Source organism: Halobellus clavatus (genome assembly GCF_900107195.1).
In the GTDB taxonomy this organism is placed as follows: Archaea; Halobacteriota; Halobacteria; order Halobacteriales; family Haloferacaceae; genus Haloquadratum; species Haloquadratum clavatum.
The window spans coordinates 153,338-179,017 of the sequence record NZ_FNPB01000006.1; the positions used below are offsets into that span (position 1 = coordinate 153,338).

At 66.7% G+C, this 25,680-nt stretch carries 25 protein-coding genes; 15 read left to right on the forward strand and 10 right to left on the reverse strand.

Features of this window, described 5'->3' with window-relative positions:
• The first annotated feature begins 133 nt into the window (after positions 1-133).
• Positions 134-973 (forward strand): DUF8054 domain-containing protein, encoded by an 840-nt coding sequence (locus BLU74_RS10575; RefSeq protein ID WP_139175717.1) that lies wholly within the window; start codon positions 134-136, stop codon positions 971-973.
• Between the two features lie 42 nt (positions 974-1,015).
• Here BLU74_RS10575 and BLU74_RS10580 read toward each other — a convergent pair whose 3' ends face one another.
• Together BLU74_RS10580 and BLU74_RS10585 are read right to left on the reverse strand one after the other, a co-directional pair.
• Positions 1,016-1,645, reverse strand: a complete 630-nt coding sequence (locus tag BLU74_RS10580; RefSeq protein ID WP_089767254.1) for a hypothetical protein — start codon at positions 1,643-1,645, stop codon at positions 1,016-1,018.
• 112 nt (positions 1,646-1,757) lie between these two features.
• Positions 1,758-2,294 (reverse strand): DUF7344 domain-containing protein, encoded by a 537-nt coding sequence (locus tag BLU74_RS10585; protein ID WP_089767255.1) that lies wholly within the window; start codon positions 2,292-2,294, stop codon positions 1,758-1,760.
• Positions 2,295-2,715: 421 nt separating this feature from the next.
• Between BLU74_RS10585 and BLU74_RS10590 the strand changes: the two genes are divergently transcribed.
• From BLU74_RS10590 to BLU74_RS10625, 8 genes are all read left to right on the forward strand, one after another.
• Positions 2,716-3,720: a SipW-dependent-type signal peptide-containing protein gene (locus tag BLU74_RS10590; RefSeq protein WP_089767256.1), complete on the forward strand. Its 1,005-nt coding sequence runs from the start codon at positions 2,716-2,718 to the stop codon at positions 3,718-3,720.
• A 185-nt stretch (positions 3,721-3,905) separates the two neighbouring features.
• Positions 3,906-5,714 carry a vWA domain-containing protein gene (locus tag BLU74_RS18935; protein ID WP_089767257.1) on the forward strand — a complete coding sequence of 603 codons (1,809 nt, stop codon included), beginning with the start codon at positions 3,906-3,908 and terminating at the stop codon, positions 5,712-5,714.
• A 129-nt stretch (positions 5,715-5,843) separates the two neighbouring features.
• The gene (locus BLU74_RS10600; RefSeq protein ID WP_089767258.1) at positions 5,844-7,532 is read left to right on the forward strand and encodes a vWA domain-containing protein; all 1,689 of its coding nucleotides are present in this window, start codon (positions 5,844-5,846) and stop codon (positions 7,530-7,532) included.
• Positions 7,533-7,622: 90 nt separating this feature from the next.
• Entirely contained in the window at positions 7,623-8,372 is a 750-nt protein-coding gene (locus BLU74_RS10605; protein WP_089767259.1) for a hypothetical protein, read from the forward strand.
• A 268-nt stretch (positions 8,373-8,640) separates the two neighbouring features.
• The gene (locus BLU74_RS10610; RefSeq protein ID WP_089767260.1) at positions 8,641-9,792 is read left to right on the forward strand and encodes a signal peptidase I; all 1,152 of its coding nucleotides are present in this window, start codon (positions 8,641-8,643) and stop codon (positions 9,790-9,792) included.
• Entirely contained in the window at positions 9,785-10,858 is a 1,074-nt protein-coding gene (locus tag BLU74_RS10615) for a hypothetical protein (RefSeq protein WP_089767261.1), read from the forward strand. The genes BLU74_RS10610 and BLU74_RS10615 overlap by 8 nt, the downstream gene beginning before the upstream one ends.
• A gap of 21 nt (positions 10,859-10,879) precedes the next feature.
• Positions 10,880-12,085 (forward strand): hypothetical protein, encoded by a 1,206-nt coding sequence (locus BLU74_RS10620; RefSeq protein ID WP_089767262.1) that lies wholly within the window; start codon positions 10,880-10,882, stop codon positions 12,083-12,085.
• The gene (locus BLU74_RS10625) at positions 12,085-13,329 is read left to right on the forward strand and encodes a hypothetical protein (protein WP_089767263.1); all 1,245 of its coding nucleotides are present in this window, start codon (positions 12,085-12,087) and stop codon (positions 13,327-13,329) included. The genes BLU74_RS10620 and BLU74_RS10625 overlap by 1 nt, the downstream gene beginning before the upstream one ends.
• A gap of 23 nt (positions 13,330-13,352) precedes the next feature.
• Here the strand turns inward: BLU74_RS10625 and BLU74_RS10630 are convergent, their stop codons facing one another.
• Positions 13,353-14,633 (reverse strand): HAD family hydrolase, encoded by a 1,281-nt coding sequence (locus BLU74_RS10630; protein WP_089767264.1) that lies wholly within the window; start codon positions 14,631-14,633, stop codon positions 13,353-13,355.
• A gap of 133 nt (positions 14,634-14,766) precedes the next feature.
• On the opposite strand from BLU74_RS10630, the gene BLU74_RS10635 reads away from it, so the two are divergent.
• Positions 14,767-15,207, forward strand: coding sequence for a DUF5799 family protein (locus tag BLU74_RS10635; RefSeq protein WP_089767265.1), 441 nt, complete (start codon positions 14,767-14,769; stop codon positions 15,205-15,207).
• A gap of 90 nt (positions 15,208-15,297) precedes the next feature.
• Positions 15,298-16,818, forward strand: a complete 1,521-nt coding sequence (locus BLU74_RS10640) for an RtcB family protein (RefSeq protein ID WP_089767266.1) — start codon at positions 15,298-15,300, stop codon at positions 16,816-16,818.
• A gap of 173 nt (positions 16,819-16,991) precedes the next feature.
• On the opposite strand, the gene BLU74_RS10645 is transcribed toward BLU74_RS10640, so the two are convergent.
• Together BLU74_RS10645 and BLU74_RS10650 are read right to left on the reverse strand one after the other, a co-directional pair.
• The gene (locus BLU74_RS10645) at positions 16,992-17,225 is read right to left on the reverse strand and encodes a DUF7385 family protein (RefSeq protein ID WP_089767267.1); all 234 of its coding nucleotides are present in this window, start codon (positions 17,223-17,225) and stop codon (positions 16,992-16,994) included.
• Positions 17,226-17,277: 52 nt separating this feature from the next.
• Positions 17,278-17,991 carry a DUF7117 family protein gene (locus BLU74_RS10650; RefSeq protein ID WP_089767268.1) on the reverse strand — a complete coding sequence of 238 codons (714 nt, stop codon included), beginning with the start codon at positions 17,989-17,991 and terminating at the stop codon, positions 17,278-17,280.
• Between the two features lie 500 nt (positions 17,992-18,491).
• On the opposite strand from BLU74_RS10650, the gene BLU74_RS10655 reads away from it, so the two are divergent.
• Positions 18,492-18,788, forward strand: coding sequence for a PadR family transcriptional regulator (locus tag BLU74_RS10655; protein WP_089767269.1), 297 nt, complete (start codon positions 18,492-18,494; stop codon positions 18,786-18,788).
• 122 nt (positions 18,789-18,910) lie between these two features.
• On the opposite strand, the gene BLU74_RS10660 is transcribed toward BLU74_RS10655, so the two are convergent.
• The 4 genes from BLU74_RS10660 to BLU74_RS10675 all read right to left on the reverse strand — a co-directional run bounded on the left by BLU74_RS10660 (position 18,911) and on the right by BLU74_RS10675 (position 22,581).
• Positions 18,911-20,239: an AI-2E family transporter gene (locus BLU74_RS10660; RefSeq protein WP_089767270.1), complete on the reverse strand. Its 1,329-nt coding sequence runs from the start codon at positions 20,237-20,239 to the stop codon at positions 18,911-18,913.
• 31 nt (positions 20,240-20,270) lie between these two features.
• On the reverse strand, positions 20,271-20,864 hold the full coding sequence (locus BLU74_RS10665) for a hypothetical protein (RefSeq protein ID WP_089767271.1): 594 nt from the start codon (positions 20,862-20,864) through the stop codon (positions 20,271-20,273).
• 77 nt (positions 20,865-20,941) lie between these two features.
• Positions 20,942-21,922 (reverse strand): flap endonuclease-1, encoded by a 981-nt coding sequence (gene fen, locus BLU74_RS10670; protein WP_089767272.1) that lies wholly within the window; start codon positions 21,920-21,922, stop codon positions 20,942-20,944.
• A 26-nt stretch (positions 21,923-21,948) separates the two neighbouring features.
• Positions 21,949-22,581 carry a GNAT family N-acetyltransferase gene (locus BLU74_RS10675; RefSeq protein ID WP_089767273.1) on the reverse strand — a complete coding sequence of 211 codons (633 nt, stop codon included), beginning with the start codon at positions 22,579-22,581 and terminating at the stop codon, positions 21,949-21,951.
• A 76-nt stretch (positions 22,582-22,657) separates the two neighbouring features.
• On the opposite strand from BLU74_RS10675, the gene BLU74_RS10680 reads away from it, so the two are divergent.
• Positions 22,658-23,263: a class I SAM-dependent methyltransferase gene (locus BLU74_RS10680; protein WP_089767274.1), complete on the forward strand. Its 606-nt coding sequence runs from the start codon at positions 22,658-22,660 to the stop codon at positions 23,261-23,263.
• A 47-nt stretch (positions 23,264-23,310) separates the two neighbouring features.
• A complete protein-coding gene (locus BLU74_RS10685) occupies positions 23,311-23,733 on the forward strand; it encodes a DUF3054 domain-containing protein (RefSeq protein WP_089767275.1) in 423 nt (140 codons plus the stop codon).
• Between the two features lie 37 nt (positions 23,734-23,770).
• On the opposite strand, the gene BLU74_RS10690 is transcribed toward BLU74_RS10685, so the two are convergent.
• Complete coding sequence (locus BLU74_RS10690) at positions 23,771-25,087, reverse strand: MFS transporter (RefSeq protein ID WP_089767276.1); 1,317 nt, start codon at positions 25,085-25,087, stop codon at positions 23,771-23,773.
• Between the two features lie 279 nt (positions 25,088-25,366).
• Between BLU74_RS10690 and BLU74_RS10695 the strand changes: the two genes are divergently transcribed.
• The gene (locus BLU74_RS10695) at positions 25,367-25,603 is read left to right on the forward strand and encodes a DUF8015 family protein (RefSeq protein ID WP_089767277.1); all 237 of its coding nucleotides are present in this window, start codon (positions 25,367-25,369) and stop codon (positions 25,601-25,603) included.
• Positions 25,604-25,680: the final 77 nt, after the last annotated feature.

Here is a 25,680-nt window from a genome sequence, read left to right on the forward strand (position 1 = left end):
TCCTTTGATAGTATAAGTGTCCCTGTTAATAACAACCGGTTGTGATTTTCGGCCGAGGATTTCACCACACGGAAGCCGAGAAGCAAGTTCTAATCGGTGATTAGCTAACGCTCACGGGGGGGAAGGACGTCCGATGAAAACCGCGAACCCTCGTCGATTCAACTGGAGGCGACCGGAGTACACCGGCCAGAACCGGTGTCTCCCGTGTACGGTAGTCAACATAGTAATCGCCGCAACAGTGACTGTCGGCCTCGCCGCGGTGAGTCCCCCGGCGGCGGCCGCCTTCGCTGCCGTGGGGGTCGCGGCGATCTACTTCCGCGGGTACTTGATTCCCGGGACGCCGGCGCTGACGAAGCGGTACCTGCCCGACGCGGTGCGCCGACTGTTCGAACACGACTCCACACTGCCGGCGTTCGACTCGGACTCCACCGACGCCGTCGACGTCGAGCGGTTCCTCGTGGAGGCCGGCGCGCTCGAACGCTGCCGCGGCGACGAGGACCTCTGCCTCTCGCAGGGGTTCAGAGAGGCCTGGAACGACCGGCTCGAATCGCTCGAGACGGCCGAGACGTCGACGATCGGTCCGCTCTTCGACGGCCTCGACGTCGAGGGACCGATTCGGACCGACGCCCGTCCGAACGCCTTCGTCGCGCTGGTCGACGCGGGGCACCTCGGCCAGTGGGAGTCTGAGACCGCCTTCCTGGCGGATCTCGCCGCCGACGCGGAACTCCGCATCCGCGTCGGAAACTGGGCGGAGGTTCCGTACCGAACGCGGCTGGAACTCCTCGGGGCACTCCGAATCTGGCTAGATCACTGCCCGGACTGCGGCGGGGTGGTCTCGCTCGACGAGGGGACGGTCGAGTCCTGCTGCCGGTCGGTCGACGTGGTCGCGGCGACCTGTGACGACTGCGGGACTCGGCTGTTCGAGGCGCGACTCCCTCCGGGCGGCCTCCGGATGGAATCTCAGCGGGCGTGATCCGGCCCGCGTCCCGTCCGTTCGCCGTTCCCCTTCGGTCAGTCAGTCCGGCTGTTCTTCGAGCACGAACGCGAAGTACGGCCGCATCGCGCGTCGCGCCTCGGCCCACTGCCGAGTGTCGTGGAGTTCGACCCCGAGGAGGTACCGGGCGGGTTCCGGCCCGTAGCCCGACTGCCCCGAGCGGGGCTTCTCGGGGTACGTCGGGTCCTGAAGCGCCGCCCTGAGTTCGTACAGTTGGGCCCGCTGCAGCGGAGTCCAGTAGTCGCCGCCGGTCTTGTGTTCGAGCCACCCGCGCGTGCTCGCCGACGCGTATCGCGGGTCGATACCGGCGACCTCCGCCCGCCGAGCGAAGGCGGACTCGACGGCCGACCAGTCCGCCGCCGCGACGCGGTCCGGGTCGATCTCCCCCCAGACCCGACACGCGTCCTCGACGGCGTCTTTCTCCCAAAGGGCGTCGACGTACGCCACCGCTGCCTCGCGCACCTCGCCCGCATCAAGGTGGGCGAACTGCCGGCGATCGACGTCGGCGAAGGCCTCGATGGCCTCCTCGCGGTCACGCTCGTCGTGGGCGATGAACCCCGCACAGAGCCGGTCCGCCAGGAACTGCGCGGACCCCTCGTCGGTCGACTCGATCGCCGGCGATTGATTCGGTCGCAGTGGACGCTCTCCCATAGCCTACCTGCGCTTGCCCACTCGTCAATGATAAGCCTTCAGGTCCGAATATCACCCCCGAGAATGCCTGAAACGTTCGAATCACGCACGACAAGAGTGGAATTTCCCCGGCTCACTCGAAGTGCGACAGGTAGAGCCAGCGTCGCGTCCAGAGCTGATATAGCGTCGACCCCGCGATGAGCGCAAGAAAGAGACTGGCGAAGACGAGCGGGTCGATCGCGGAGACGAGCGGCACGCCGGTCAGCGAAAGGACCACGAGAAACAGCGCCATCGTCCCGAGGCTTCGGTAGTACGACGCCCAACTCACGCCGTACTTCGTCACGACTTCCATATACTGATCGACTTTCCGGGCGAACCGACAGAGCCGGATCGTCTTGCGATCGGAATCGTAGTCGACGACGCCGGCCGAGTCGAGCTTCGGCAGGTGGCTCTGGTGTAGCGAGATGTACACGCTGTCGCGGATGTTCCGCGGCGCGGGGGTCTGCCCCGTCTCGGACTCAGCGATCTCCTCGGCGAGGTCGCGCAGCATCACCTCCCGGCGGTGGTCCTGCAGACACTCGATGACGCGCCGGCGGCGGTCGTTCCGGAGGATGTCGTGGATGTCTGTCTCAGAAAGGATGGACTCAGGATGCGAGGTGCGGAGGCTCATACGATACTGAGACGCTACGCGTCGGCAAGCGCATAGTAATCATCCCGTTGAACGGCTGATTCGATGGTTGAACCGTCGCTTAAAACCGTGATGGATCGACGTTTTCACGGCGAAACTCCGGTAATGACCCATTTCCGACGGCGCTCACCGGGAATGACGACAATACTATGCGCGTCTCGGTGAGACACCGCTTTCGAGACCCGCTCACCCGAATTCGGACAGGAGCCGTCTCGGAAACGGCCCGTTAATCCCTCGAGAGGGCCGTTAACCTAGAAAATTCGCGATTAGCTATGGGGGTATCCACAGTGGGGGTAGATGCGAAACGACCCACGCTGGACGCCGCGGCCGCCCCGTCTCCGAACGGGAGCTGCGACGGCGGTTCGACTCCGCCGGTGGGCATCCCCCACGGGGGAGCAAAACCATGACAGAACGGTTCGAAATCTCACGACGGAAGGCACTGGCGGCACTCGGAACGATCGGCGTCGCGTCCGCGGGCGCGGGTCTCGGTACGAGCGCGCTGTTCTCCGATCAGGAAACGTTCGAGGACAACACGATCACGGCGGGGACCCTCGATATGACGGTCACTGCGACGCAGGTCGCGAACAGTTCGGACGCCCCCGGCGAGATCTACTACGACAACCTCGGCCTCCAATCCACGATCGGCGCGTCGCCCGGCGACGGCGACGGCATCCGACTCGAGGCCGACGACGTCAAGCCCGGCGATTGGGTGGTCTACTGCTTCGAGATCGACGTCGAGGACAACCCCGGCTACGTGACGATTCACGCGGACAACCTCCTCGAGAGCGGCGGAGCCAACCCCGAGCCCGAGCAGGAGGCAGAGGGTGACAGCGGCAACAGCGCCGACCTGGGCGAGGCCCTACTCGTGACCCACTGGGGGACATTCAACGGGACTGACCCGGCCTATGACGGCAACGGCACCGTCACGAACGCCGGTGATGTCGCGAATAATATGCTCACCGACCTCGAGAATCTCGACAGCACGACGAACAACGCGGGCGGCGTTGCGGTGGGCGCGTACGGCGCCCCGACCGACCTCGACGGCAACGCGACAGTGGGCAGCGACTCCGTCCACTACACGAACCTCCGCGAATTCGTCGAGACGTACGACACGGATCCGACGAGCGCACCATTCAACAACACGAACCAACCGCCGAACAGCTCGGGCGTCCTCATCCGCAGCGACGACGCCAACAGCACGAACAATCCCGACGCGCCGCAACTCGTCGGCGGCGCGAACACCACCGGTCCCGGGACGTTCACCTACTACATGCTGGTCGAGCTCCCCTTCGACGTCGGCAACGAGGTCCAGGGCGACAGCGTCCAGTTCGACCTCGGCTGGAGCACCGAACAGACCCGCAACAACGACGACCCGCGTAGCGGGATCAGCTTCAACAACTCGAGCTAGACACTCGACCCCCAACCCACTCGGAGCACGGTTCGACTCGGTGCGATCGTGACGCGACGTTCTGGGGGTCCCCCTCGGGGAGACCCCGTGCGAGATCGCGGAACGGCGGTTCGACTCCGCCGGTGGGCGTTCCCCGATCGGGGACGCGGTCCATACCGGGCCGCGACACTCGACGGAGGGAGACTATGACAGAACACGAATTTGACCTCTCACGGCGATCGGTGCTCGGCGCACTCGGAGCCATCGGCGCGGCGTCAGCGGGCGCTGGACTCGGTACCAGCGCGCTGTTCAGTGACGAAGAAACATTCGAGGACAACCGGCTCGTCGCTGGCGAACTCGACCTCAAGATGGACTGGGAGGAACACTACTCGTTCCCCCAGATCTACGGCGAGGGATTCGGCGATCCGACAGTCGGCCTCGATATCCGGGATACCCCTGCCGACGGTTACCGCGCGTTCCCGCCGGGACTCGACGAGGAACAGGAGCCCTTTTTCTACGTGAACGAGGGCGACGTGCCGGAGTATATGCGCAAGACCTCGATCGAGGCGTTCCCCGACACCAACAACGACGGGACCGCGAACCTTTTCGATCTGGTCGGCTTCCCTGGCCGGCCAGGGATTGGGGAATCCGAGCCGTGTGAAGTCCTGGCAGATGTCGGCGGGGAGAGCGACGGACTCGGCGCGTACGCGGACCTGGAATCCGAAACGATCGGCCGGACGCAGAACGCCGACACGTATGCCGACGGCGCCGAGGATCCGGTCCTCCCGCTGATAAACATCGGGGACGTCAAACCCGGCGACTTCGGCGAGATCACGTTCAGTCTGCACCTCTGTGACAACGACGGCTACGTGTGGATGAACGCCGACAACGTCGCGGCCGACGAGAACGGCGTGATGGAGCCCGAGTCGTCCGAGGAGGTCGAAGGCGACGTCGTCGAACTGCTCGACGAGATCCAGGTCGCCGCGTGGTACGACAACAACTGCAACAACCTCGTCGACATCGAGCCGGGCGAAGTCGACGTTATGGCCGTCGCGGACACCTCCGGGTCGATCGATACCGCCGAGAAGCAGAACCGACTCATCGAGGCCGCCAACGCCTTCGTCGAGACGCTCCCCACGGACGGATCGGTTCAGACTGGTCTCGTGACCTTCGGTGGCGGGACCGTCACCATCACGGACCAGCTCGGTCCCGTCACGCAGTTCCTGGATGGCAATGGGAACGGAGAAGTCGGGAACCGACTGACCAGTTTCGGCGGCAACACGCCGATGGCGGGTGCGCTGGAGGCAGCGGAAGCGGAACTCAACAGTAGCGCCGCGCGACCGGGGGCGGACAAGATAATCCTCCTCGTGACCGACGGCGGGCCCAACTACGCCGAAAACGCCACGTACACCGTATCCACGAGCGACGCCTCCGTGAACCTCGGCCCGTACCCGGGTGGACGGACGTCCCCCGGTGCGACGATCAATCAAGAAGAGATCGACGAGACGATCACCATCGCGCAGGGCATCGAATCGAGCGGGATCGATATTCTCACCGCCGGTGTCCTCACCGATACCGAAGCGGAGGCCGAGAACGTCGAGGGACCGGACAATCTCAACGCGATCCTCCGCCAGATCGCCGGGGCGGTGGAGGACTACTACAACACGGAGTTCGGGCCAGACCTCGTCACCGTCGCTCAACTCATCGCCGCACAGATCACCGCCGGCGACGAGGTGTTCCTCCGCGGGAGCCTCAGAGAGGCGTTGACAGAGCTGCAAAACGGCGACGGCGTGCCACTCGACGGCGGCCTCGAGACCGCTTTCGACGAGCTCGCGGACCCGGAGACCGACGCCGACCGCCAACCCTTCGACGCCTCCGCGACCTACTGCGTGGGCTTCTCCTGGTGGCTGCCGCACGCGGTCAGCAACGGAGTCCAATCGGACTCCGTGATGTTCGATCTGGGCTTCTACACCGAGCAGGCGCGGAACAACGACGGCAGCGGCCAACCCGCCTGAGCGAACGGCTCATACGATCTCCCTTTGGACTCGGGGTACCCCCCGACGGCCAGTGGCGGTTCGACTCCGCTCGAGGGCTTCCCCGAAACGGGGACCGACCGTCGGTGCGACGGTCAGCGAGGAACACAAATGACAGAATACGAATTCGACCTCTCCCGACGGAAGGTCCTCGGCGCGATCGGCGCCGTCGGCGCGGCGTCAGCGGGCGCCGGCCTCGGCACCAGCGCGCTGTTCAGTGACCAGGAATCGTTCGAAGACAATCAGCTCGTGGCCGGCGAGCTCGACCTCAAAGTCGACTGGGAGGAACACTACTCGTTCCCGCAGATCTACGACCTCCCGGATCCAGCCGATGGCCTCGACGTCACCAGGACGCCGCCCGATGACACGGCCGGCTACGTGCCGCTCCCCGATCCGGCGAACCCGCTCGTGTGGGTCGTTGCGGGCGACCTCGATGCGTATATGTCCAACACGGCGATCGAGTCCTACCCCGACACCGACGGCGACGGGAGCCAGGATCCGTTCGGCGCGACGACGAACGAGGTGACCGTCGGCGACGTGTGTACCGACGGCGCCGACCTTTCGCAGGACCTCGATCCCACTGTGGAAGGTGCGCTCCGGACGCGCAACGCAGACACATACGACGAAGAAGCGGAAGCCTACAACCCACTCATCGACCTCGACGACGTGAAACCGGGCGACTTCGGTGAACTCACGCTGAGCTTCCACCTCTGTGATAACCCCGGCTACATCTGGCTACAGGGACAGCCCATCGCGGTCAGCGAAGGTGGCATCACTGACCCCGAGGCCGACAGCAGCGACGCCGGTGCGAGTGACGAGTCGCTCAGCCTCGTCGACGGGGACACGGTGGGAGATATGCTCGGGTCCGACGTCGAACTGCTCGACGAGATCCAGACCGTCTGGTGGTACGACGACGGTGACAACGTCCTCGGACGTGGGAGCGAGGAGGCGGCCGGCGGGAAAGTCGACCTGGCCTTCATCCACGACCGATCCGGAAGCATGGATAACGAGGCGTCTTTCCTCCAGACGAACATCACCAGCGTCGCAACGCAGCTTCAGAACTCGAACGTCGATGCGGCGTTCGGTCTCGTCCCCTACGAGTCGAACAGCGATGGTACGGACGGCGACATCACCGAAGTCGTGACCGACATCACGACCGACGCCACGCAACTGGACTTTAGTTTCACCATCGGCGGTGGAACGGAGAACGCGTCTGAAGCGATCGAGTTCGCGCTGGATAACCTCACCTTTCGGCCGGACGCGAAGAAGATCCTCGTGGTCATCACCGACGAGGACGACGACGGATCACCGGCCGAGCGGACCGCCGCTCTCAACAGAGTGGACCAAGAGAACGCCTGCCTGCTCGCCGTCTCGCCCAATACGACGGGTTCCGACGAACTCAAGACGATGTCGGAGCAGGTCCAGTGTGGCGACTGGATCAACATCACCGACGGGCTCTCTCAGCAGATCATCAACGAGCTCGTCGGCTTCGTCACCACGGTCGGTGGCGAGGAGGTCATCTACCGCGGTTCGCTCCGTGACTCGCTCACGGCGCTCAGCAGCGGGAAGGGAATCCCTCTCGACGGGGATCAGTCGACCCCCTTCGACGAGATTGCTGGGTCCGAAACGGCACCGGAACGCGACTGCTACCAGCCGCTCACGACCAATTACCTCGGATTCGCCTGGTGGCTCCCGACGAGCGTCGGCAACGAAGTACAGTCCGATTCCGTGAGCTTCGACCTGGGCTTCTACACCGAGCAGTGCCGTCACAACGACGGTAGCGGGCAACAGACCGCGTAAGCTCCTCGCCGCACCGCTGACTCCGGTCCTCGCGGGTCGGATCCGGCAGGATCCCGTACCGAACGTTTCGAACATCCAAGCAGTAATTACATGACACACCTCACTCGACGACGGATACTCGCGGCGGCGGTCGGAGCGGGCCTCCTCACACTCGGTGCCGCGCCGGCCCGAGCAGCCGCCGGCCTGGCGCCGGTGGAACTGACCCAGACGGCGCAGATCCAGTCGGGCGACTCGCTGCCCGGGGTCGCGCTCGACTGGCGCGAGACGGTGAACGACAGCGTCGTCGCGGACACCGACCTGACGACGGTCTCGACCGACGCGACGGGCGGCGTCGGCCTGATCGTCGACGAGGCGGTGCTGCCCGGTGATACCGGCGCCGTCACGCTCCGCGCGACGCTCCTCGATGACGGCGGCGCCCTTCAGAACGCTGAGCTGGCGCTGTACTTCGCGCTGTCCGATACCGCTGAGAACGGGCTGACCGAACCCGAGCGGGAGGCCGGCGACGACGGCGACCCGGCGGGTGACCTCCACACGACCGCAACGATCTCCATCTGGCGGGATATGGGCGTCGGGACCGGCAACGGCCGCAGCGAGGACATCCCGTTCCTGACCGACGGTGACGAGGCGATCGCGGCGGGCACGCTGGCGGCGGTGGACGCGAATCCGACCTTCGACGACGGTTACGTCCTCTCGCGCGACGGCGAGACGTGCCTCGCGGTCGGCGATGCGGTCTACGTCTCGTTCCGGTGGGAGATTCCCCGCGGTGCGGGCAACCTCATCCAGGGCGACAGCGCGCGGTTCACCGTCGGGTTCGTTCCCCGGAGGTGTTCGGAGGAATGAACTCGGGACCGACCGTTCGACGCTCGCGGATTAACGTATCGTTACGCCACCGAACCCCCGACAATCGTCCTGGAAACGCCGTCGATACGAACCTTCACGACGGTCATACCCGCAGGCACCAAGGGCCTAACGTATCGATAACTAAGCCCGTTACCGGCCTCCTGAGAGACGTGACAGACAGTCAGTACGCGACGGTTCGATCGGCCCCAGGCACGTCTCCACGGGTCGCGGTCGGCCGCCACGGCACGGGGACGGTGGGGGTGATCGAGTGTCGCTGACCGACCGGTCCACTCTCCGGCGGGCGGCGAACGTGCTCGGTGTCGTCGTACTGATCGCGCTGGTGGCCCCGTTCGTGGTCTACGGGGTCCCGCAGGTCGTCGGCGCCGACCAGAGCTTCGTGGTCCTCTCGGGGAGTATGGAGCCCGCGATGAGCCCCGGCGACGTGGTCGTCGTCCGCGACGCCGCCGTCGGCTCGATCGCGGCGGGGGACGTCATCACCTACCGGACAGACAGCGCGACGCCGACGACCCACCGGGTGATCGAAGTCGTCGAGGCGGATGACGGCACTGCGTATCTGACCAAGGGTGACGCCAACGAGGACCCCGACAGCGGCCTCGTCACGCACGACCGCGTGATCGGAACGGTCTTCCTGACGATCCCGCTGCTCGGCCACGCCATCGCGTTCGTGAACACGCCCGTCGGCTTCGCCGCGGTCGTGGTGATCCCGCTGGTCCTGTTCGTCGGGGCCGAGCTTCGGTCCCTCGTGGGGTCGATCAGCGCCGCCGCGCCGGGAGCGACAAGCACGGCGGGGGCGGGCGGTACCGACCCCAGCGACGGTGATCGTGGCGGGACCGACGCTGCCGGTACTGTCGCCGGCGAGGGTCAGTCAGCCGACGGCGACGGGCCGGAGGCGGAATCGACGGTAGACGGCGACGACACCGATTCCGGCGGCGCGTCGCTCACGCTGACGCGGTCGAGCCTCCAGATCATAATCCTGATCTTCGGTGTCTACCTGCCCTACAGCGCCTACGTCGCCTCCGAGCTCCGCACCTCGTGGTCGATCACGATGGCGATCGCAACGGCGATCGGGCTCCTGTTCGTGATCGGGCTGCACTCCGGGAGCCGATCGGGCGCGGACGCCGACGACGGGGCGGGCGACGACCCGGACGACGACGCGTCCGGTGCGGCGTCCGAGCAGGGCGACGCCGACGATCGCACGACGGACGACGCGGCCGGAGAGAGTGACGTCGACGACGTGGACGACCCGATCTCGTCACCCACAGCGGCCGCCGACGGCGGTGGAGCCGCCAACGAGGACCTGATCTGGCAGGTGGACCCCACCGAGACGGCCGACGACACCCCGGCGGCCGACCCCGAGACGGCCGAGTCCGTCCGCCCCGCGGGAGGCGACGATGAGTGACCCGGCCGGCTCGCGCGACGGGCCGAGCGGCCTCTCGCGGCGCTCGGTCCTCTACGCGGCCGCGGCGACGGGCGCGGCGGCCGCCTCGGGCAGCGGTGTGGCCGCCCTGCTCACCGACACTGAACAGGTCAAGACCCGACTGAGCGCGGGCACGCTCGACCTCGACGTGGCCGTCCTCCGACCGCCGTCGTGGACGGACGGCACTTACACCGGAAAACTCGTGCTCCACGAGGAGCAGACCGCGACGTTCGAGCTCTCGGTCGACACGAACCCGGCGTTCGTCTGGCTTATGTCCCCGTGCCCGACCTGCGACGATGTCGAATCGAAGATCGAGGTAGAACTCGAACTGACGCGCCCCGGATCCGGCACGACGACGCTGTTCACCGGAACGCTCGATGCGTTCCGCGAGGCGTACGGCCGCGGCGGACTGCTCTCGACGCAGGCGCTTGCGGGCAGCACGGAGACGTGGACGGTGACGTTCACGTGGCTGTTGCTCGAACCGTTGGCGGGCGACAGGCCGGGACGCGGACGCGGTACGGGTCGTAAGGCCGCTGCTCCGGACATCGGCTTCGAGTTCGAATTCCGCGCGATCCAGGAGCGGCACCTCGGGGACCCCGAGCAGTTCGACCTCGGACTGCCGGCCTGCCCCGACTGCGAGCCCGAGTGCGGCACGTCGATCAGTTTCGTCGCCTTCTGCGGCGACGGATCGTTCGAGGAGACGGGCCTGTCGTTCGAGACGATCGAGTGCGGCGGGAACTACCCCACGCTGACGGTGACGGAGATTCCGTCGGGCGTCGACACCGTCGTGCTCAAGTACGCCTCGTATATGGACGTCTTCCGGTACGACGGCGAGGAGACCCCATTCCGCGTCACGACGGGCGGCGGCGACAGCGACCTCGGCCTGATCGCAACCCACGAGCGGGAGAGCGGTAACGAGCACACCGCTGACGGCCAACCGTCGCGGTATCCCAACGACCCTTGCTCCGGGGACAACTGGGTGAAATACGAGTTCGACGACGACGGGACCGTCGTGGTCGAACCCGTGGAGGAAGAAGACGATGAGTGACACGACGATGGAGAGGCCACGATGACACAGATGCCGGGTGGGACCCGGTCCGGACGACGACTGCTCGCCCTGCTGTTCGCGTTCGCCCTCGTCGCGTCCGCGTCCGGCAGCGCGACGACCGCGCTGCTGTCGGACCGCGAGTCGGTCGACGTCGGCCTCACCCTCGAGGCCGACCAGTCCGTCTCGACGTTCCGCGTCCAGCCGCTCGAGACCTGCGAGGTGCCCGAACACCCCGCCGCGTCCGGCTCACTCAGCCTCGCAGAGTGGTTCCAGGTCGAGGGCGACGGCTGCGCGCTGGTCTCCGTGTGGATCTCGCAGTCGTGGATCGACGGCGTCGGCGTCGAGCCGCACGAGGTCGTGATCGGCCACCGCGGCCCGGACGGCTGGACGTACCTGCAGACCGCGGTCAGGCGGGACGTCGGCGGTCACTACCTGATGGAGGCGACGACCGACGACTTCAGTCCGTTCGGGCTGTTCGTGCCGAACGCGTCGGTGACAACCGACGCGAACGCGACGGGAGTCGACGGGGCGGAACCGACCGCGGCAGATCTCGGCGACGCCGACGGGAACGAGACCGCCAACGGGACGGCGACGGCGGTCGACGGCAACGAGAGCGCGCACACGGCTGCCAACGACACGGCTGCGGACGCCGAGCGGGCCGCCGACGGAACGACGGTGCTCGTCGACGAGAGGTCCGGAAACGAGTCGACCGGCAGCATACCGGTCGACGACGGAACGGTCGGAACCGCCCCGATCGCGAACACCTCCGGGGAGGAAGCCACCTCCTCCGAGCCAGCGGGCAACGAGTCCGCGACTGGCGGCGGAGCGACGGACGTGAACGGGAGCGAGACAGACGGCACTCAGGCGGACGGCGGCTCCGGCGGCGCCCCGACCGTCACGGCCCGGTCCGACGAGACAACCGATGCGGGCGACAGCGACGACCCGACGGCGCCGGAGGGGACGGCCATCAACGGGGACGCCTCGGGCGACGGTTCGACGTCCAGCGACGCGGCTGACACCGCCGGTGATGGTTCGACGGCGGACGGCGGAACCGCCTCGGAGGGCGAATCCACTGAGTCAGATCCTGCTGCCGGTCACGGAGCGACCGACGGGACGATCGAGAGCGGCAGCGACGAGGTCGGATCCGATACCACCGAATCGTCTCCCGACAGCGGGGCCGGCGGCGACACCGACCCCGCGGGCGGGGACGCTTCGGGTGAGGCCTGATGGGCGCGCGCGACGCAGCGGACGGTATCTCCAGAAGCCGACTCCTGCTGGTCGTCGTACTCGGCGTGGCACTGATGGGCGCGGGAGCGGGAGCGCTCTCGGGCGGCGGAGCGCTCTTAGAGAACAGGCCCTTCGGCATCGGGTCGGACAGTGCGCTCTCGGACGCCCCACAGCTCACCGTCGCCGCCGCCGACCCGGTCGACGTCCGCAACGACGCCGGGGACGTGGGAACGGTGACGGGATCGCTCGGCGGATCGCTCGTCGTTCGCGACGACGTCGACCGGATCGAACTCCTCGTTCGCTCCCGGCTCCCGGACGGCAGTAAGGTGGAGAGCACCCGACTGACGACTGGTGCGGTCACCGCAGGGACGGTCGACATCGGGTCCACGGTCGGCGGGCCGGGGACGGTGTACCTCGACGCGGACCAGTCAGACGGGTTCGACGTGGCAGTGCCCGGGTCGGTCGCGGTCCGACGTGGCGCGATCTCGGTGACGGCCCGACTGTTCGCCACGGACGGGACCGTGACGTCGGTGAACGCCGCCGACGAGTACGAGTTCACGGTGGATCGACCGGCGGCCCGGGTCGTTTCGTTCGGCTCGGGTGACGAGCGCGGGACCCCGACCGTCGAGACGGGACTCGGCGTCGATCGAGACTCCGTCGGAACGCCGTCCCGCGGTGACGCCGGACCCTCGCTGTCGGTGCAGACGGCGGGCGGCGGAACGACCGGCGGCAGCGGTAGCGGTGGCACTTCCGACGCCGACGGCACCGACGCCGAACGCGAGGGCAGCACGGACGGGACCGGGGGCACCGGCACCCCGACGACCGCGCTCTTCACCGCGGGCGGCGTAATGCCGGGGAGCAGCGGCGGGTCGGAGACGATCTTCGGCCCGCCGGATCCCGGGCAGGACACCCTCCTGCTCACCGTGGGCGGCGTCGTCGACAACGAGAACGGGCTGACCGAGCCGGAGGCGGAAGTCGACGATACCCCATCGGTCGGCGAACTCTCCGCGAACCTCGACATCCGCATCGTCGTCGTCCGCGAGAGCGGCGTACGCCGCTACGTCGCGGGCGGGTCGAACGCGTTCGTCCCGCTGGCGTCTGTGAGCGGAGCGAGCGAGTCAGTCCCGGTCGGGGCCAACGAGACGGTCTCGGTGGGCTTCGAGTGGCGGATCGACAGCGTCGTCGGCAACGAGATCCAGGGCGACAGCACGACGCTGTCGGTCCACGGGCGGTTTACCTCCTGAGGCGACGTCGATTCCCCCGATCTTCACCACACGGCCAGCCGGTTCAGGACCGCCACCGTCCGCAGCACTGAGCCGGCGTCTCCCGGACCGTACACGAGATCGTCGCGCGATTCGACGTGATCGAGAACCGACTGCGAGGCGTGTTCCGGCGCGGCGGCGATCCCGGCGTCGGCCGCGTCGGCCCACTCCATCACCCGGAGGTCTGACTTGCTGTCGCCCATCACCAACACGAAGGGATCCTCGATGCCGAGGACGTCCAGCGCTTCCGTCACGCCGGTCGGTTTGTCCAGATCGAGCGACCCGATCTCGGCCGCGTCGGCGTGGTAGTACGCGACGTCGATCCGATCGAACCGCGTCGCCACCTCCGTGGGCACGTCCTCCGGCTCACAGGCGGGGGTGGCGTCCTCGGACGACAGAACCTCCGCGATCTCGGGGTCTGCCGCGGCGTAGTAGGCCCGGGCCCACTCAGACGATTCCACGGGTTTTTGCTCGCGGTCTCGGCTCCCGATTCCGACGTCGCCCACGCCTTCGACGCACTCGACGATCGACTGGCCCAAGAGGTCGATGAGGTGGACGAGACCGTCGTCGATGACTTCAGCGGCGGCGTCGCTCCCGACGTCGAAGTTCGGTTTGAGGGTGACGTTGAACTCGTTGCCCTGCAGGTGGACGGACCGCCTGAGTTCCGGCGGAGCGGCGGTCAGCACCCGTGAGCGGACGCGAGCGAACACGTCTTGAATCTCCTCGTCGAGTCCCTCGTAGAGCAACCGCTTCGTGTCCGACCCCTGGCCGGGCGTGAACACGCCGGTTCCGGCCTCGTAGACGATACTCAACGACCCGGAGTGCACGAGTTCGGTCCCCAGCCCCTGAATCATGAATCCCTTCACGTTCTCGAGGGTCTGGCCCGTACAGATCACGATCGGGACGCCGGCCTCGGAGAACTCGGTGAGGAGGTGCAGCGTCTCTCGCGGGATCTCGTTGTCCGTCCGCCCGGCCGAGCGGAGGGTCTCGTCGACGTCGAGGACCAGCGCGTTCACCGGGCGGCCGTACTCCGCGTGGAGATCGAGCGCCGTGAACGTCTGTTCGCGCGTGGCCCGGGCCGCAACCTCGGCCATCGTCTCGCCCGCCGCGAACGACTCACCGATCTCGCGCTTGCGGTCCTCGAGTTCGTCGCTGGCGTCCTGCCAGTACTCGAGCGCCACGCGGGAGTCGACGGGCGGAAAGAGGTCGACGAAGTTCTGGAGATCGTAGAGCGTGTCGGTCTCGTACTCCTCGTAGAGACGGTATAGGAGATCGTACCGGTCCATACGTTCCCACGACTCGCTCGTGAGTAAAAACACCTCCCTTCGGGGCCCCGTGTGTGAGACGCCTCGAAAGTCCGCCACGGCGGCCGCCGTGCCGAGGGAAACGCTCAAACCGGATACAGTCGTATCCCAGAGTATGGCTGATTGGACCGACAGCATCGTCGGAGACCGGATGACTGTCGATCAAGCGTTCAACGATCGCGTCACGAATTCGCGCTTTAGTAGTCAAGAGTGGGGACTCATTATGACGGCGACCGAGTTGGACATCGAACACGCCGAGGACCCCGACCGGGCACGCATCGTCGCGGATACGGAGAAACTGCCGCAGATTATGCCCGAACTCGAGAACGTCCGCTCGCAGATGGCGCAGATGGGCGGCGGCGAGAGCGAGGACAGCTCCGGCGGCGTGCTCGACTCGCTGAAGGACGCCCTCGGCCTCAGCAACGGGACGAGCGGAAACGATCAAGAGCGCATCGAGGCTGCCGAGCGACTGACACAGGCGTACGCCGACGCGTTACAGGACCACCTGGAGTCCAAGGGCAAGTGGGAACAGGTCCGAGTCGCCTACCAGGAATAGTCCGGGGCCATCTGGCGGCCGATTCGTCGAACTCGGCGACCGTCGGCGAGGAGGAGAACGCTTTCCTCCCGGGCCGTCGTCTCCCCGGATATGACCGACGACAGCGACGACGTTCGCGTCTTCGACGGCGTCCGACTCGAACGCGTCCGCGAACACGTGTGGGAGATTCCGCGCGACGGTGAGATGGGTGTCCCCGCGCGGGTGTTTGCCAGCGAGCAGTTACTGGAACAGATCGCCGACGACAAGACGCTCCAACAACTCCGCAACGCGACGCACCTGCCGGGGATCGTCGGCCGGGCCATCTGTATGCCCGACGGTCACCAGGGCTATGGCTTCCCCGTCGGGGGCGTCGGCGCGATGGACGCCGAGACCGGCTGTATTTCACCGGGCGCGATCGGATACGACATCAACTGCGGCGTCCGAATGATGCGGACCAATCTCACGTACGACGACGTCGTGGGGCGCGAGGCCGAACTGGTCGACGCGCTGTTCGCGAACGTGCCGTCGGGACTCGGCGGCGGCGGTATCGTCGAGGGCGACCGCGACACGATCGAAGGCGTGTTGGCGCGCGGAATCGACTGGGCGCTCGAACACGGCTACGCCGTCGAGGACGACCTCGCGCACTGCGAAGACGAGGGGATGCGTCCCGACGCTGACCCCGACGCCGTCTCCCAGAAGGCCAAGGACCGGGGTAAGAACCAGATCGGGAGCCTGGGATCGGGGAATCACTTCCTCGAGGTCCAGCGCGTCACCGACATCTACCGTCCGGAGGTGGCCGCTGAGTTCGGCTTAGAACCCGATCAGATCGTCGTCTTGATTCACTGCGGGTCCCGCGGCCTCGGGCATCAGGTCTGTTCGGACTATCTGCGACGGATCGAACAGGAGCACGGCGACCTGCTCGAGAGGCTTCCCGACAAGGAGTTAGCGGCCGCCCCCGCCGGATCCGAACTCGCCGAGGAATACTACGGCGCGATGTGCGCCGCGATCAACTTCGCGTGGGTGAATCGGCAACTGATTATGCACCGCACGCGGCAGGTCTTCGAACGTGTGTTCGACCGCGACTGGCAGGCGATGGAGATGGAACTCCTCTACGACGTCGCCCACAACATCGGCAAGAAGGAAGTCCACGAGGTCGACGTCGACGCCGACGGTCGACCCGCGTCGAGCGGCGAGGCCGTCGCTCGCGAGCAACGGGAACTGTACGTCCACCGGAAGGGCGCGACGCGCGCCTTCCCCGCCGGGCGGGCGGAGGTCCCCGCGGCCTACCGTGACGTCGGTCAACCGATCATCATCCCCGGCAGTATGGGTGCCGGTTCGTACGTTCTCCGCGGCGGCGAGCGCTCGCTGTCGCGCTCGTTCGGGTCGACCGCTCACGGCGCGGGGCGGACGATGAGTCGGACGCAGGCGAAGAACGAGTTCTGGGGGGAGACTGTCCAGAACGAACTCCGCGACCAGGAGAAGATCTACGTGAAGGCGCAATCGGGTGCGACGGTCGCCGAAGAAGCCCCGGGCGTCTACAAAGATGTCGACGAGGTCGTCCGAGTCTCCGACGACCTCGGCATCGGCGACAAGGTGGCCCGCACGTACCCCGTCTGCAACATCAAGGGATAGCCCGTCGAGTGACAGTCGCTATCTGCGTGGCGAACAGGCGGCGCGTCCCACCGATCCGCGGCGGCGCGCCGCGCACCCGCCGTGACCGCCGCGGTCGATCCTCATCGCACGGTGGTGCTGGTCCCGGCTTCCGGGATAAACGCTCGGGACCTGGCGGTGTACTTGGCCGTCTCTCACCGGTGCAGACAGACGACGAGTCGCTCGTCCTCGTGGACCACGCACAGCCGCGCTGACCCGCTCGTGTCGAAGGAGTGAGCGCGGTGCTCTGTGAGCAGGAGCCTGGAAAACGGGTCCTCACACGCGGGACAGGCGACATCGTCGCGGTTCTCATAGAGCGTCACGTCGCCGTCGTCACGGAGGAGTTTCATCCGGTGGCGGACGGCGTGTTGATCGAATCGGTCGGTCATCGCCCGAGAGTGGCCGGCCTGTCGGCAAAGAGATTGTCGTCGAACAGGCGGGTCATTCCAGCCGCGAGAGCCGATCCTCCGCCGTTGCGAGCGCCGCTTCGTCGCCCTCGACGAGGTACGTGACGAGTTCGCGGGCCGCGCGGACGAGCGCCTCCGACTCTGCCACCGGGACGTCACCGTAGACGGCGTCGACGCGCTTCACGTGCGTCCGCAGCGTCTCCCGGACGCGCGCTGCGGCAGGGTCGGGGTGGTCGTCGAGCCACGTTCCGAGGTCGCTGCAGAACGCGTCGAGAATTTCGGCGTACGCCAGTCCCCGAGCGTCAGCCATCGATTCCGGGACCGTATCCGGAGCAGGTCGTTCGTTCTTGTCGGCGCCGCGAAGCAGCTCTAAGACGTAGAGGCGAGAGGACTCGGTCGGCTCACGGGACCGATCGAAGACGTCGACAGCGTGGAGGAGCTCCGCGGCCGCCAGAATGGTATCGTCGACCGTCCGGAGGTCACCGCCGCTCACGAATCCGCGTTTCCGGACGTACTCCCGGAGCGTGGCTTTCAGCCCGTCGGCGATGCCGCCGACGTCGGTCACCGATTCGAGTTCGTTCCGGTGCGCCGAGAGGTCAAGTTCGACCGGGTTGTCGGTGTGGCGCTGTCGCTCGCCGGTGCCGACGCTTCGGAGACTGTCGCAGTCCGGACACGCCACTTCACCGGTCTCGAAGTAGGACCACTCGTGTCCACACTCAGTACAGCGGCGACGACCACGAACGCGCATACTCGGAGGGTCGGTTCGCAGCGAGAAAAACGCGTCGCGACGCTGAACCGCCCCCTGCGGGGAGATGATTCGGCCAGCCGAACCCAACGACATCGCCGTAGCCGACATACTTATGTACGGGACTCCGTAACTGTCAGGTGACGCTTCGTCTGGAGGGCCGAAGCGTCAGCGGGGACCAATTCAGGGCGGCAAGCTTCCGCGTGCTTTCACGCGGCTTGCTTTCCTTTTCCGTTGCACCTACTCGCCGAGTGCCACCAGTCTGTGAGGCGCGACAGTCACAGCCGTCGCGATCGCTCGGGACGGGGCCGGCGCACGCCGTCGCTCGAAATTTCAGTGTTGAGATATTAGATATTCTACACTGTACGGATAACTGGCAGGATATGTTACCTTATTGGAATCAACGTGAGATGGCTCATCGCCCGTCAACGGCCCGTTAGAAGACACGTGGTATGTCGATATGTTTATTTTGGAGAACACTAATGTTAGCGTAGAGTGTACGGATGTACGACCTGACAGGATTCCAGCGTGACCTGCTGTACGTGATCGCCGGACTCGACGAACCGCACGGACTCGCAATTAAAGAAGAACTGGAAGAGTACTACGAAAAAGAGATCCACCACGGGCGGCTCTACCCGAATCTCGACACCCTGGTCGAGAAAGGGCTCGTGGATAAAGGACAGCGCGATCGCCGAACGAACTACTACACGCTCACGCGACGCGGCCGCCGCGAAATCGCGGCCCGGAAAGACTGGGAAGGGACCTACATCAACGTCTCTTTCGACGGAATCGACGACTGAGACGGACGGTTCCGTCCCGGCGATCACGCCCTCGCGGAACACAGCCACTCGTCCCCCGTGAGCGAAGCCCATCCCACCCTGAGGCACCGTGGTCCTGCGCGGCACGCCATCGCTACACGCCCTCACTCCCGGTCGGCGACCTGCCCCCCGAACTCGAAGCCACCCGCGCGGGTTGCGTCGTCGTCCCGGTCGGTGACCGGCGACGCACTCGCGTTCCGCCCAGCACTCGGGTCGCCCTCGGAGCCGTCGCCCCCGAGCGGTGTCGACTGTTCCCCCGCACCCTCCTGTGACGCCCCATCAGCAGCGACGGCCGGTCCACCGGGCGGCGAGCGCCCCGTCTCCTGGCCCGTGGCGACGCCCGGATCCACCGCGTACGGCACGAGCGGTTCGCGATCGATCAGTATCGACAGCACGTGCCGTGAGAAGTTCGCGAGCAACACGAGGATGATCGGGCCCAGGAATATCCCGTACCACCCGAAGAGCAGTGGCCCCAGCGTGTACGCGATCATCACCGCGCCCACGTGCAGCGTCCGGCCCGACACGAACGGTCGAAGGACGAGGTCGGGGATCGTGTCCACGACGACGAACGAGACCGCGACGAAGACGGCGGTGAACCACAACGTCGACGGATCCGCGAGGTACGAGACGGCCCCGAGATACAGGGTGACAGGAACGTAGACGAGTTTCATTCCGACGATGGGGATCAGACTCGCGACGCCGGCGAGCAGCCCGAGCAACGCCGCGGCCGGGATTGCGACCCCGGCCGGAGCGACCACGTTCAGAACCGAGTACGATACGACGCCGATCGTTCCGGTGAGAACCGCGTTCAGGATGTTCCCGAAGAAGATGCTCGTGAAGTCCCGATCCACACCGCGGATGAACGCTTCGAGAACGCCGCGGTCGTCGCCGACCTTCCGCCGAACCCACTTGGTGAGTTGCTTGTCGTCCCGGAGCAGGTAGAACGCGAACGCGATCATCGCGAACAGGTGCACGAGTCCGACCCCGACGAACGCGAGGACGTTTCCGGCCGATCCGAGCGAGGAGACCAACTGCTCGATCTGCCCGACCGAGAGCGTCGCGGGGTCGAACTGTAGCAAGCTCTCGATGTCAGTCAGCCGGGTCAGTTGGCCCTCCGTGATCGGATACCGCGAGAGATCGAAGATACCCTCGTTCGTCAGGCGGAGGACTTCGCTCACGGCAACAGCGCCGGTGTAACCGATGAGTCCGAGCGCCGGCAGCGCGAGGACGAATAGCGCGACTGCAGCCGCGAGACTCGGCGGCCGCACGCGCTTTCTGATCCGACGGTAGATCGGCCGCGTCGCGTAGTAAATGAAGACCCCGAACACGAACGTCCCGATGAACGAGTAGACGATGTACGCCAGCGCGAGACCAAGCGCGAGTCCGACGCCCCACCACGACGCTCGCGACCGGTTCCATTCAGGCGCCGACATACCGAAGGAGGGACTGCGACGGACCAAAAGTCTACCGCGGCGTGGCCGTCGGCGCGTTCTCGGTCTCGGCGTCGGTAGTGGTGGCCGAGTCAGTCGATTCGTTCGCCGTCCCCATCGCACACGCCATCGCAGTTGAGACCACACGAGCGCGGACGCTCCCGTCGGGACGGACGGCGACGTGCGTCGCGGAGTCGTTGCAATCGACGAAGTCGCGCCGCACGCCGAGCGTCCGTCCATCGCCGGTCGGCGGCGTCACCTCGAACACGTAGTCGGCCCGGCGGTACACCTCGACGAGCAACGATCCGTACGGAGGAAAGGTCCGCTCCACGTCGACGAGTGCCTCGTCTCGCTCTACGTCACGCAGCGTGAGACGAACCGACCGTTCTTCGGCGTCGTCGTTCCAGACGGCGATCTGGTGGTGTCGATTCGACGCGGGGTCGCCGACTCGTTCGGTCTCGAAGGGGTCGCCGGCATCGAACTTCGAGAGGCTCCCGTAGCCGCTCGGCGGCAGTTGTTCGGTGGTCGTCTCGCTCGTGGGGGTGTCGCTCCCGGCCGTGGCGAGACAGCCGGACAGCGACCCGGCGAAGAGGGTGGGGAGGGCAGCGAGGAGGTCGCGGCGACGCATCGCCCGGAACTACGAAACGGGGTATCATACCCGTTGGGATAGGTCGAACGCGCGTTTCAGTTACCGTCAGTCTTCGATCAGGTCCAGTCGTCGAGTCCGGTCTGTACGATCGACGACTCGATCCGTTCGAAGCCGCGCTCGACCTCGTCGGGCGCGACCGCCCACTCCTCGGTGACGTACGCACGGGCGGCTTCCATATCCGGCGAGATCGTCGTCTCGAAGTCGTACTCGTCCGTCACGGGCGGGTCGAGGAACAGCTCACGGACCCGATCGGCATTCTCGATGTAGGCGTCTCTGGCGTCGAGCACCGTCCACAGGTCCCCGTGCTCGCGGACGGCCGAGAGCGCCGTCTTCGGCCCCACGCCAGAAATTCCCTCGTTGAAGTCTGTTCCGCACAGGATCGCGACGTCGACGAGCTGTTCGCGCGTGAGGTCGAGGTCATCGAGCGTCGCCTGCAGATCCATCAACTCGGGATCGCCCTTCGAGGTGAGTTGACGGAGCGTGTACGGTGCGCCGAACAGAAGCGTGTCGTAGTCCTCGCTGCCGACGTAGTCGACGTCGCCGCGGATCGCCATATGTGCGGCCTGCGCTTCCCCCTCGGCTGGCGCTTCGACGACCGGCACGTCGAGCCGTTCGAGGAGGCCGCGGGTCGTCTCGTGAATCACGTCAGTCAGTCGTTGCGTCCGGGCTTCCAGCCGCGCGGCCGCGACGTCGTCGCCGCGTTCCTCGGCGGCCTGCTGCTGCGCTTCGGCTCGCTCTCGGGCCTCACGCCGCTCTGCGACCTCGTCGTCTTTCAGTTCCGTGACGCCGCCGTCGAACACGAACACCGGCGTGAGGTCGTGCTCGAAAAACTTCGGGAGCCCCTGGACGACCCCGATGAGGTTCGCGACTTCCTCGCTCGCCTCGGTCGTGTACGCCTCTTCACGGGTGAACTTGACCGTCGTCGTGAGATACCGATACAGCCAGTTGTGGGCGTCGACCGCAACGACGCTCGCACCGAGGTCGTCGAAGGCGACCGTCGAGAGGGCCGCCAGACTCCGCAGATCTGCGTTTCCCATCGTCGATGGCTCCGTGGCCCGAGGGCTTAATCGTCCGGTTCCGACGGCCGAGGATCGATGCGTTCCGGCGGGTCGGCGTCGGTCCGCGCGGCCAGGAACGACGCCTCGGGGTCGCCGCGGCCGCGCTCGCGATACAGGCGCAGGCCCGCCCGATAGCGGTTGGCGTCCCCGTCCCGGTCGACAGCCTCCGCGGGGTCCGCAGGGCGCTCGAGAACCAGTTCCGCGACGCCGGTCTCACGCCCGGTCCACGTGAACCCCGCCTTGTACATCGCCTCGTACGCGAAGGGGTTGTTGACGGCGATTCGGAGCCGCTCGTAGCCCCGCTGGGCCGCCTTCGGAGCCACGAACGCCGCCAATCGGGGACCGAGGCCCTCGCCTTTCGCGTCGGCCCGGACGGTGATGTAGCGATACCACAGCGTCGACTCGTCCGTGCGGTCTTCGTTGAACGCGAGTGCGGCGACGACGTCGTCAGCGAACTCGTCGGCGTCGACTGACGCGGGCGTCTCCGGCGCCTCGTCGACGGCGTCTCGTCGACCGCCGTCGCGGACGACCGCCTTCCCGGTGGAGGACATCACGAACTTCCCGGCGTAGGCGAACCGGCGGTAGTCGAGCCTGAGGGTCGGTCCGGCGGGTGGCCACCCGAGGACGGCGAACGCCATTGCCGGCCGAACGGGACGGACCGAAAAGAGTGCGGCGGTCCGACAGTTCCTTCATCGTCGACGCGGTAGGGCCGCTATGGCTTCTCGATTCGGCCGGGGCGACGTCGACTTCTTCGACCGGATCGCTCGCCTCTACGACGCCGCGATGCCGCCCTCACGACCCGGGCCGTTCGTCGATGCGTTCGCCTTCGCGACCCAGCCGATCGACCGCGTGGTGGATCTGGCCGGTGGCACAGGACGGGCCGCTCGGGGACTGGCCACCGTCGGGTACGAGCCCGTCGTCGTCGACGTCTCGGCCGGGATGCTCTCGCGGGCACGAGCCGCGGGACACGAGACCGTCCGCGGCGACGCAGAGCGGCTTCCGTTCGGTGACGACACGGTGGACGCCGCCGTCGTCGTCGACGCGCTCCATCACATTCCGGACCCGCAGGCGGGGCTTCGGGAAGCGGCTCGCGTCGTCCGCCCCGGTGGCGTGGTCGCGGTCCAGGAGTTCCACCCCCGCGGGATCCGGGGGCGCGCGCTCGTCGCCGCCGAGGCCGCAGTCGGGTTCGATTCGACGTTCTGGACCCCCGACGAACTCTGTGGAGCGCTCTCGACAGCCGGGTTCGAGGCCCGCATCGTCCGCGAGGGATTCGACTACGTCGCCGTCGGTCGCGTTCCGGAACCCGAATCGGGATCCTGAGCGACCCATTCCGAGAGAGCCATTAGGGAGCGTTCGAATGCTTCGGTATGGCAACCTCGGAGGAGTCGTTCCTCGCGCGACGCATCGACGGCGCGGCCGCTCCCCTGGCCGTGGTGGATCTGCTCGCGCTCGCGGCCGTGCTGACGATCGGTGTGATCAACCACAACAGCGTCGGGTACCTCTCGGCCGACCCGGCCGGCTGGCTGTTGACTCTGGTCCCCTTCCTCGTGGGCTGGGCCGTCGCCGGCCCGCTGATCGGGGCTTACTCGGCCGGCGCAGCGGAGTCTGCGAAGGCAGCGATCCCGCTCGCGATTCGCGCGTGGATCCCGGGCGCGGTCATCGGGTTCGCGCTCCGGGCTTCCCCGGCGTTCTCGGGCGGCTTTCAGCTCACGTTCGGCGCAGTGATGCTCGTGACGGGCGGTCTCGCGCTCGTCGTCGGCCGGTGGCTCTTCTTCAAGATCGTCGGGTGACGTCACTGTCGGCCCGAGCGGCGACCTGATAGCCCGCTCACAGACGACGCGACAGGACGACCCCGATGCCCGCGGCGGTCAGCGCGAATCCCGCGAGCACGGCAAACAGCACCGCGGGCGTCGCGTACGTGAGGATCGTGCCGGCGATGGCTCCCCCGAGCGCCCCGACGCCGAAGACACCCAGATAGGTGTACCCGTAGGACAGCCCGCGCGTTCCCGGCGGCGAGTACTCCGCGACGGTCGCCTGATACAGGGGCTGGACGAGAAAGAGGGCCGCGCCGAGCACGGCCCCGACGACGAGCACCGGTCCGATCCCCGCGTTCGCGGCCGGGAGGAAGATCACTGCCAGCACTGCGAGCAGGCCGAACCCGCCGGCCAGTCCGTACTCGACCGGGATCCGATCGGTCAGTTTCCCCCCGAGATACTGTCCGAAGACGCCGATGATCAGTAGGCCGGAGTAGAAGTACCGCTCGGGGTTCAGCGCGCGGGGGGACCCGGGAGCGACGCCGAGCGCGTCCGTAACCGCCGGTGGCAGTAGCGAGGTGAGGGGGATCGGCTCGAACCCGGGGAACGACTCGAGGAGATCGGGCAGGAATGTGAGCACGCCGCGGTAGTAGAGCCCTGAGGACATCACGACCACGAAGACGAGCGCGAAGGCCCCGACGAAGAGCCGTCGTGACTCGGAGACGAACTCTCCCAGTGAGGAGACGCTGCTCGCCCGTGAATCGCCGCCGTCGGCCTCGGTGGCGTCGGACTGGCCGGGGACTGCCGCCGTCTCGTCGAACGACGCGCGCAGCGCGTAGGCCCCGGCGAGGAGTGCGGGGAGAGCGAGCACGATCGCGACGACTGACCACTCGACGAACAGCAGCAGCGTCGCGGTCAACAGCGGGCCGAGGCCGGTCCCGACGTTGCCGGCGATCCCGTGGTACGCGAACCCTGTGCCGCGCTCTTCGACACCCTTCGAGAGCAGCGTCAACCCCGCCGGGTGGTAGACGCTGGCGGCCGCGCCCCACAGTAGCAGCGCCGCGGTCACCACCAGGAGATTCGGCGAGAGACCGAGCAGGACGAAGGACCCGGCCATCCCGAACAGACACACTGTGATGAGCCGCGAGGAACCGATGCGATCGACTAAGACGCCGCCCGGCAACGACCCCACGCCGAACAGCCCGTAGCCTGCTGTCACGACGATCCCGAGCGTCGCCGCCGTCACCTCGACCTCCGTGAAGCCGAGCGACAGCACGTCGAACTGGGCGAGCCAGATCGAGACAAAGATCGGGATCGACAGTTCGTAGGTGTGGACCATCCCGTGGGCGAGGCTGACCAGTCCGACGATCGCCCGGTCGTTCGAGTTCACGTACGACCTTCCGAGCAGGGGTCAATTTAACGCTCCGATCCGCTCGATCCGGGCGCTTCGGCAGTGCTGAGTCAGCGAGCCACGCCGATCTCCGAACCGAGCTCGAGAAGGCGGAGTAGCGTCCGTCTTCCGCCGTATTCCGGAATTTTTCGTGAGAAAGGTTCTCTATCGTGAATTGCCCTGATAACTTATGAGAAAGTACTGGAAGGCCCACACCGAATCAACTGGTTGGCAACGAGAAAAATTTATATTCCCCATACCCGAATTATTACGTATACAATGACCGGATACTACGACTACGTTCTCGGCCTCATTCCACTCGCACTGCTCGGACTGACCGGTGGCCTCGTCCAGACGAGTCTCTCGCTGACGCAGGCGGTCCCCATCGCCGCGGCGGTCGCCGCCGGCATCGTGGGCCACGCGATGTTCGTCCGCGCTCCGGTGACCCGCAGTTCGCTTCCAAGTTACGACGGCGGCGAGACGCGACAGAATTCGGCCGTCCACAGCGCCGACTGATCGCCGCGAGCCGAGCCATCCGGTCCCCCCGTTGACGCCGCTGTCCTCCGGTTCGTTCCACTCGACCGAGGGGTTCC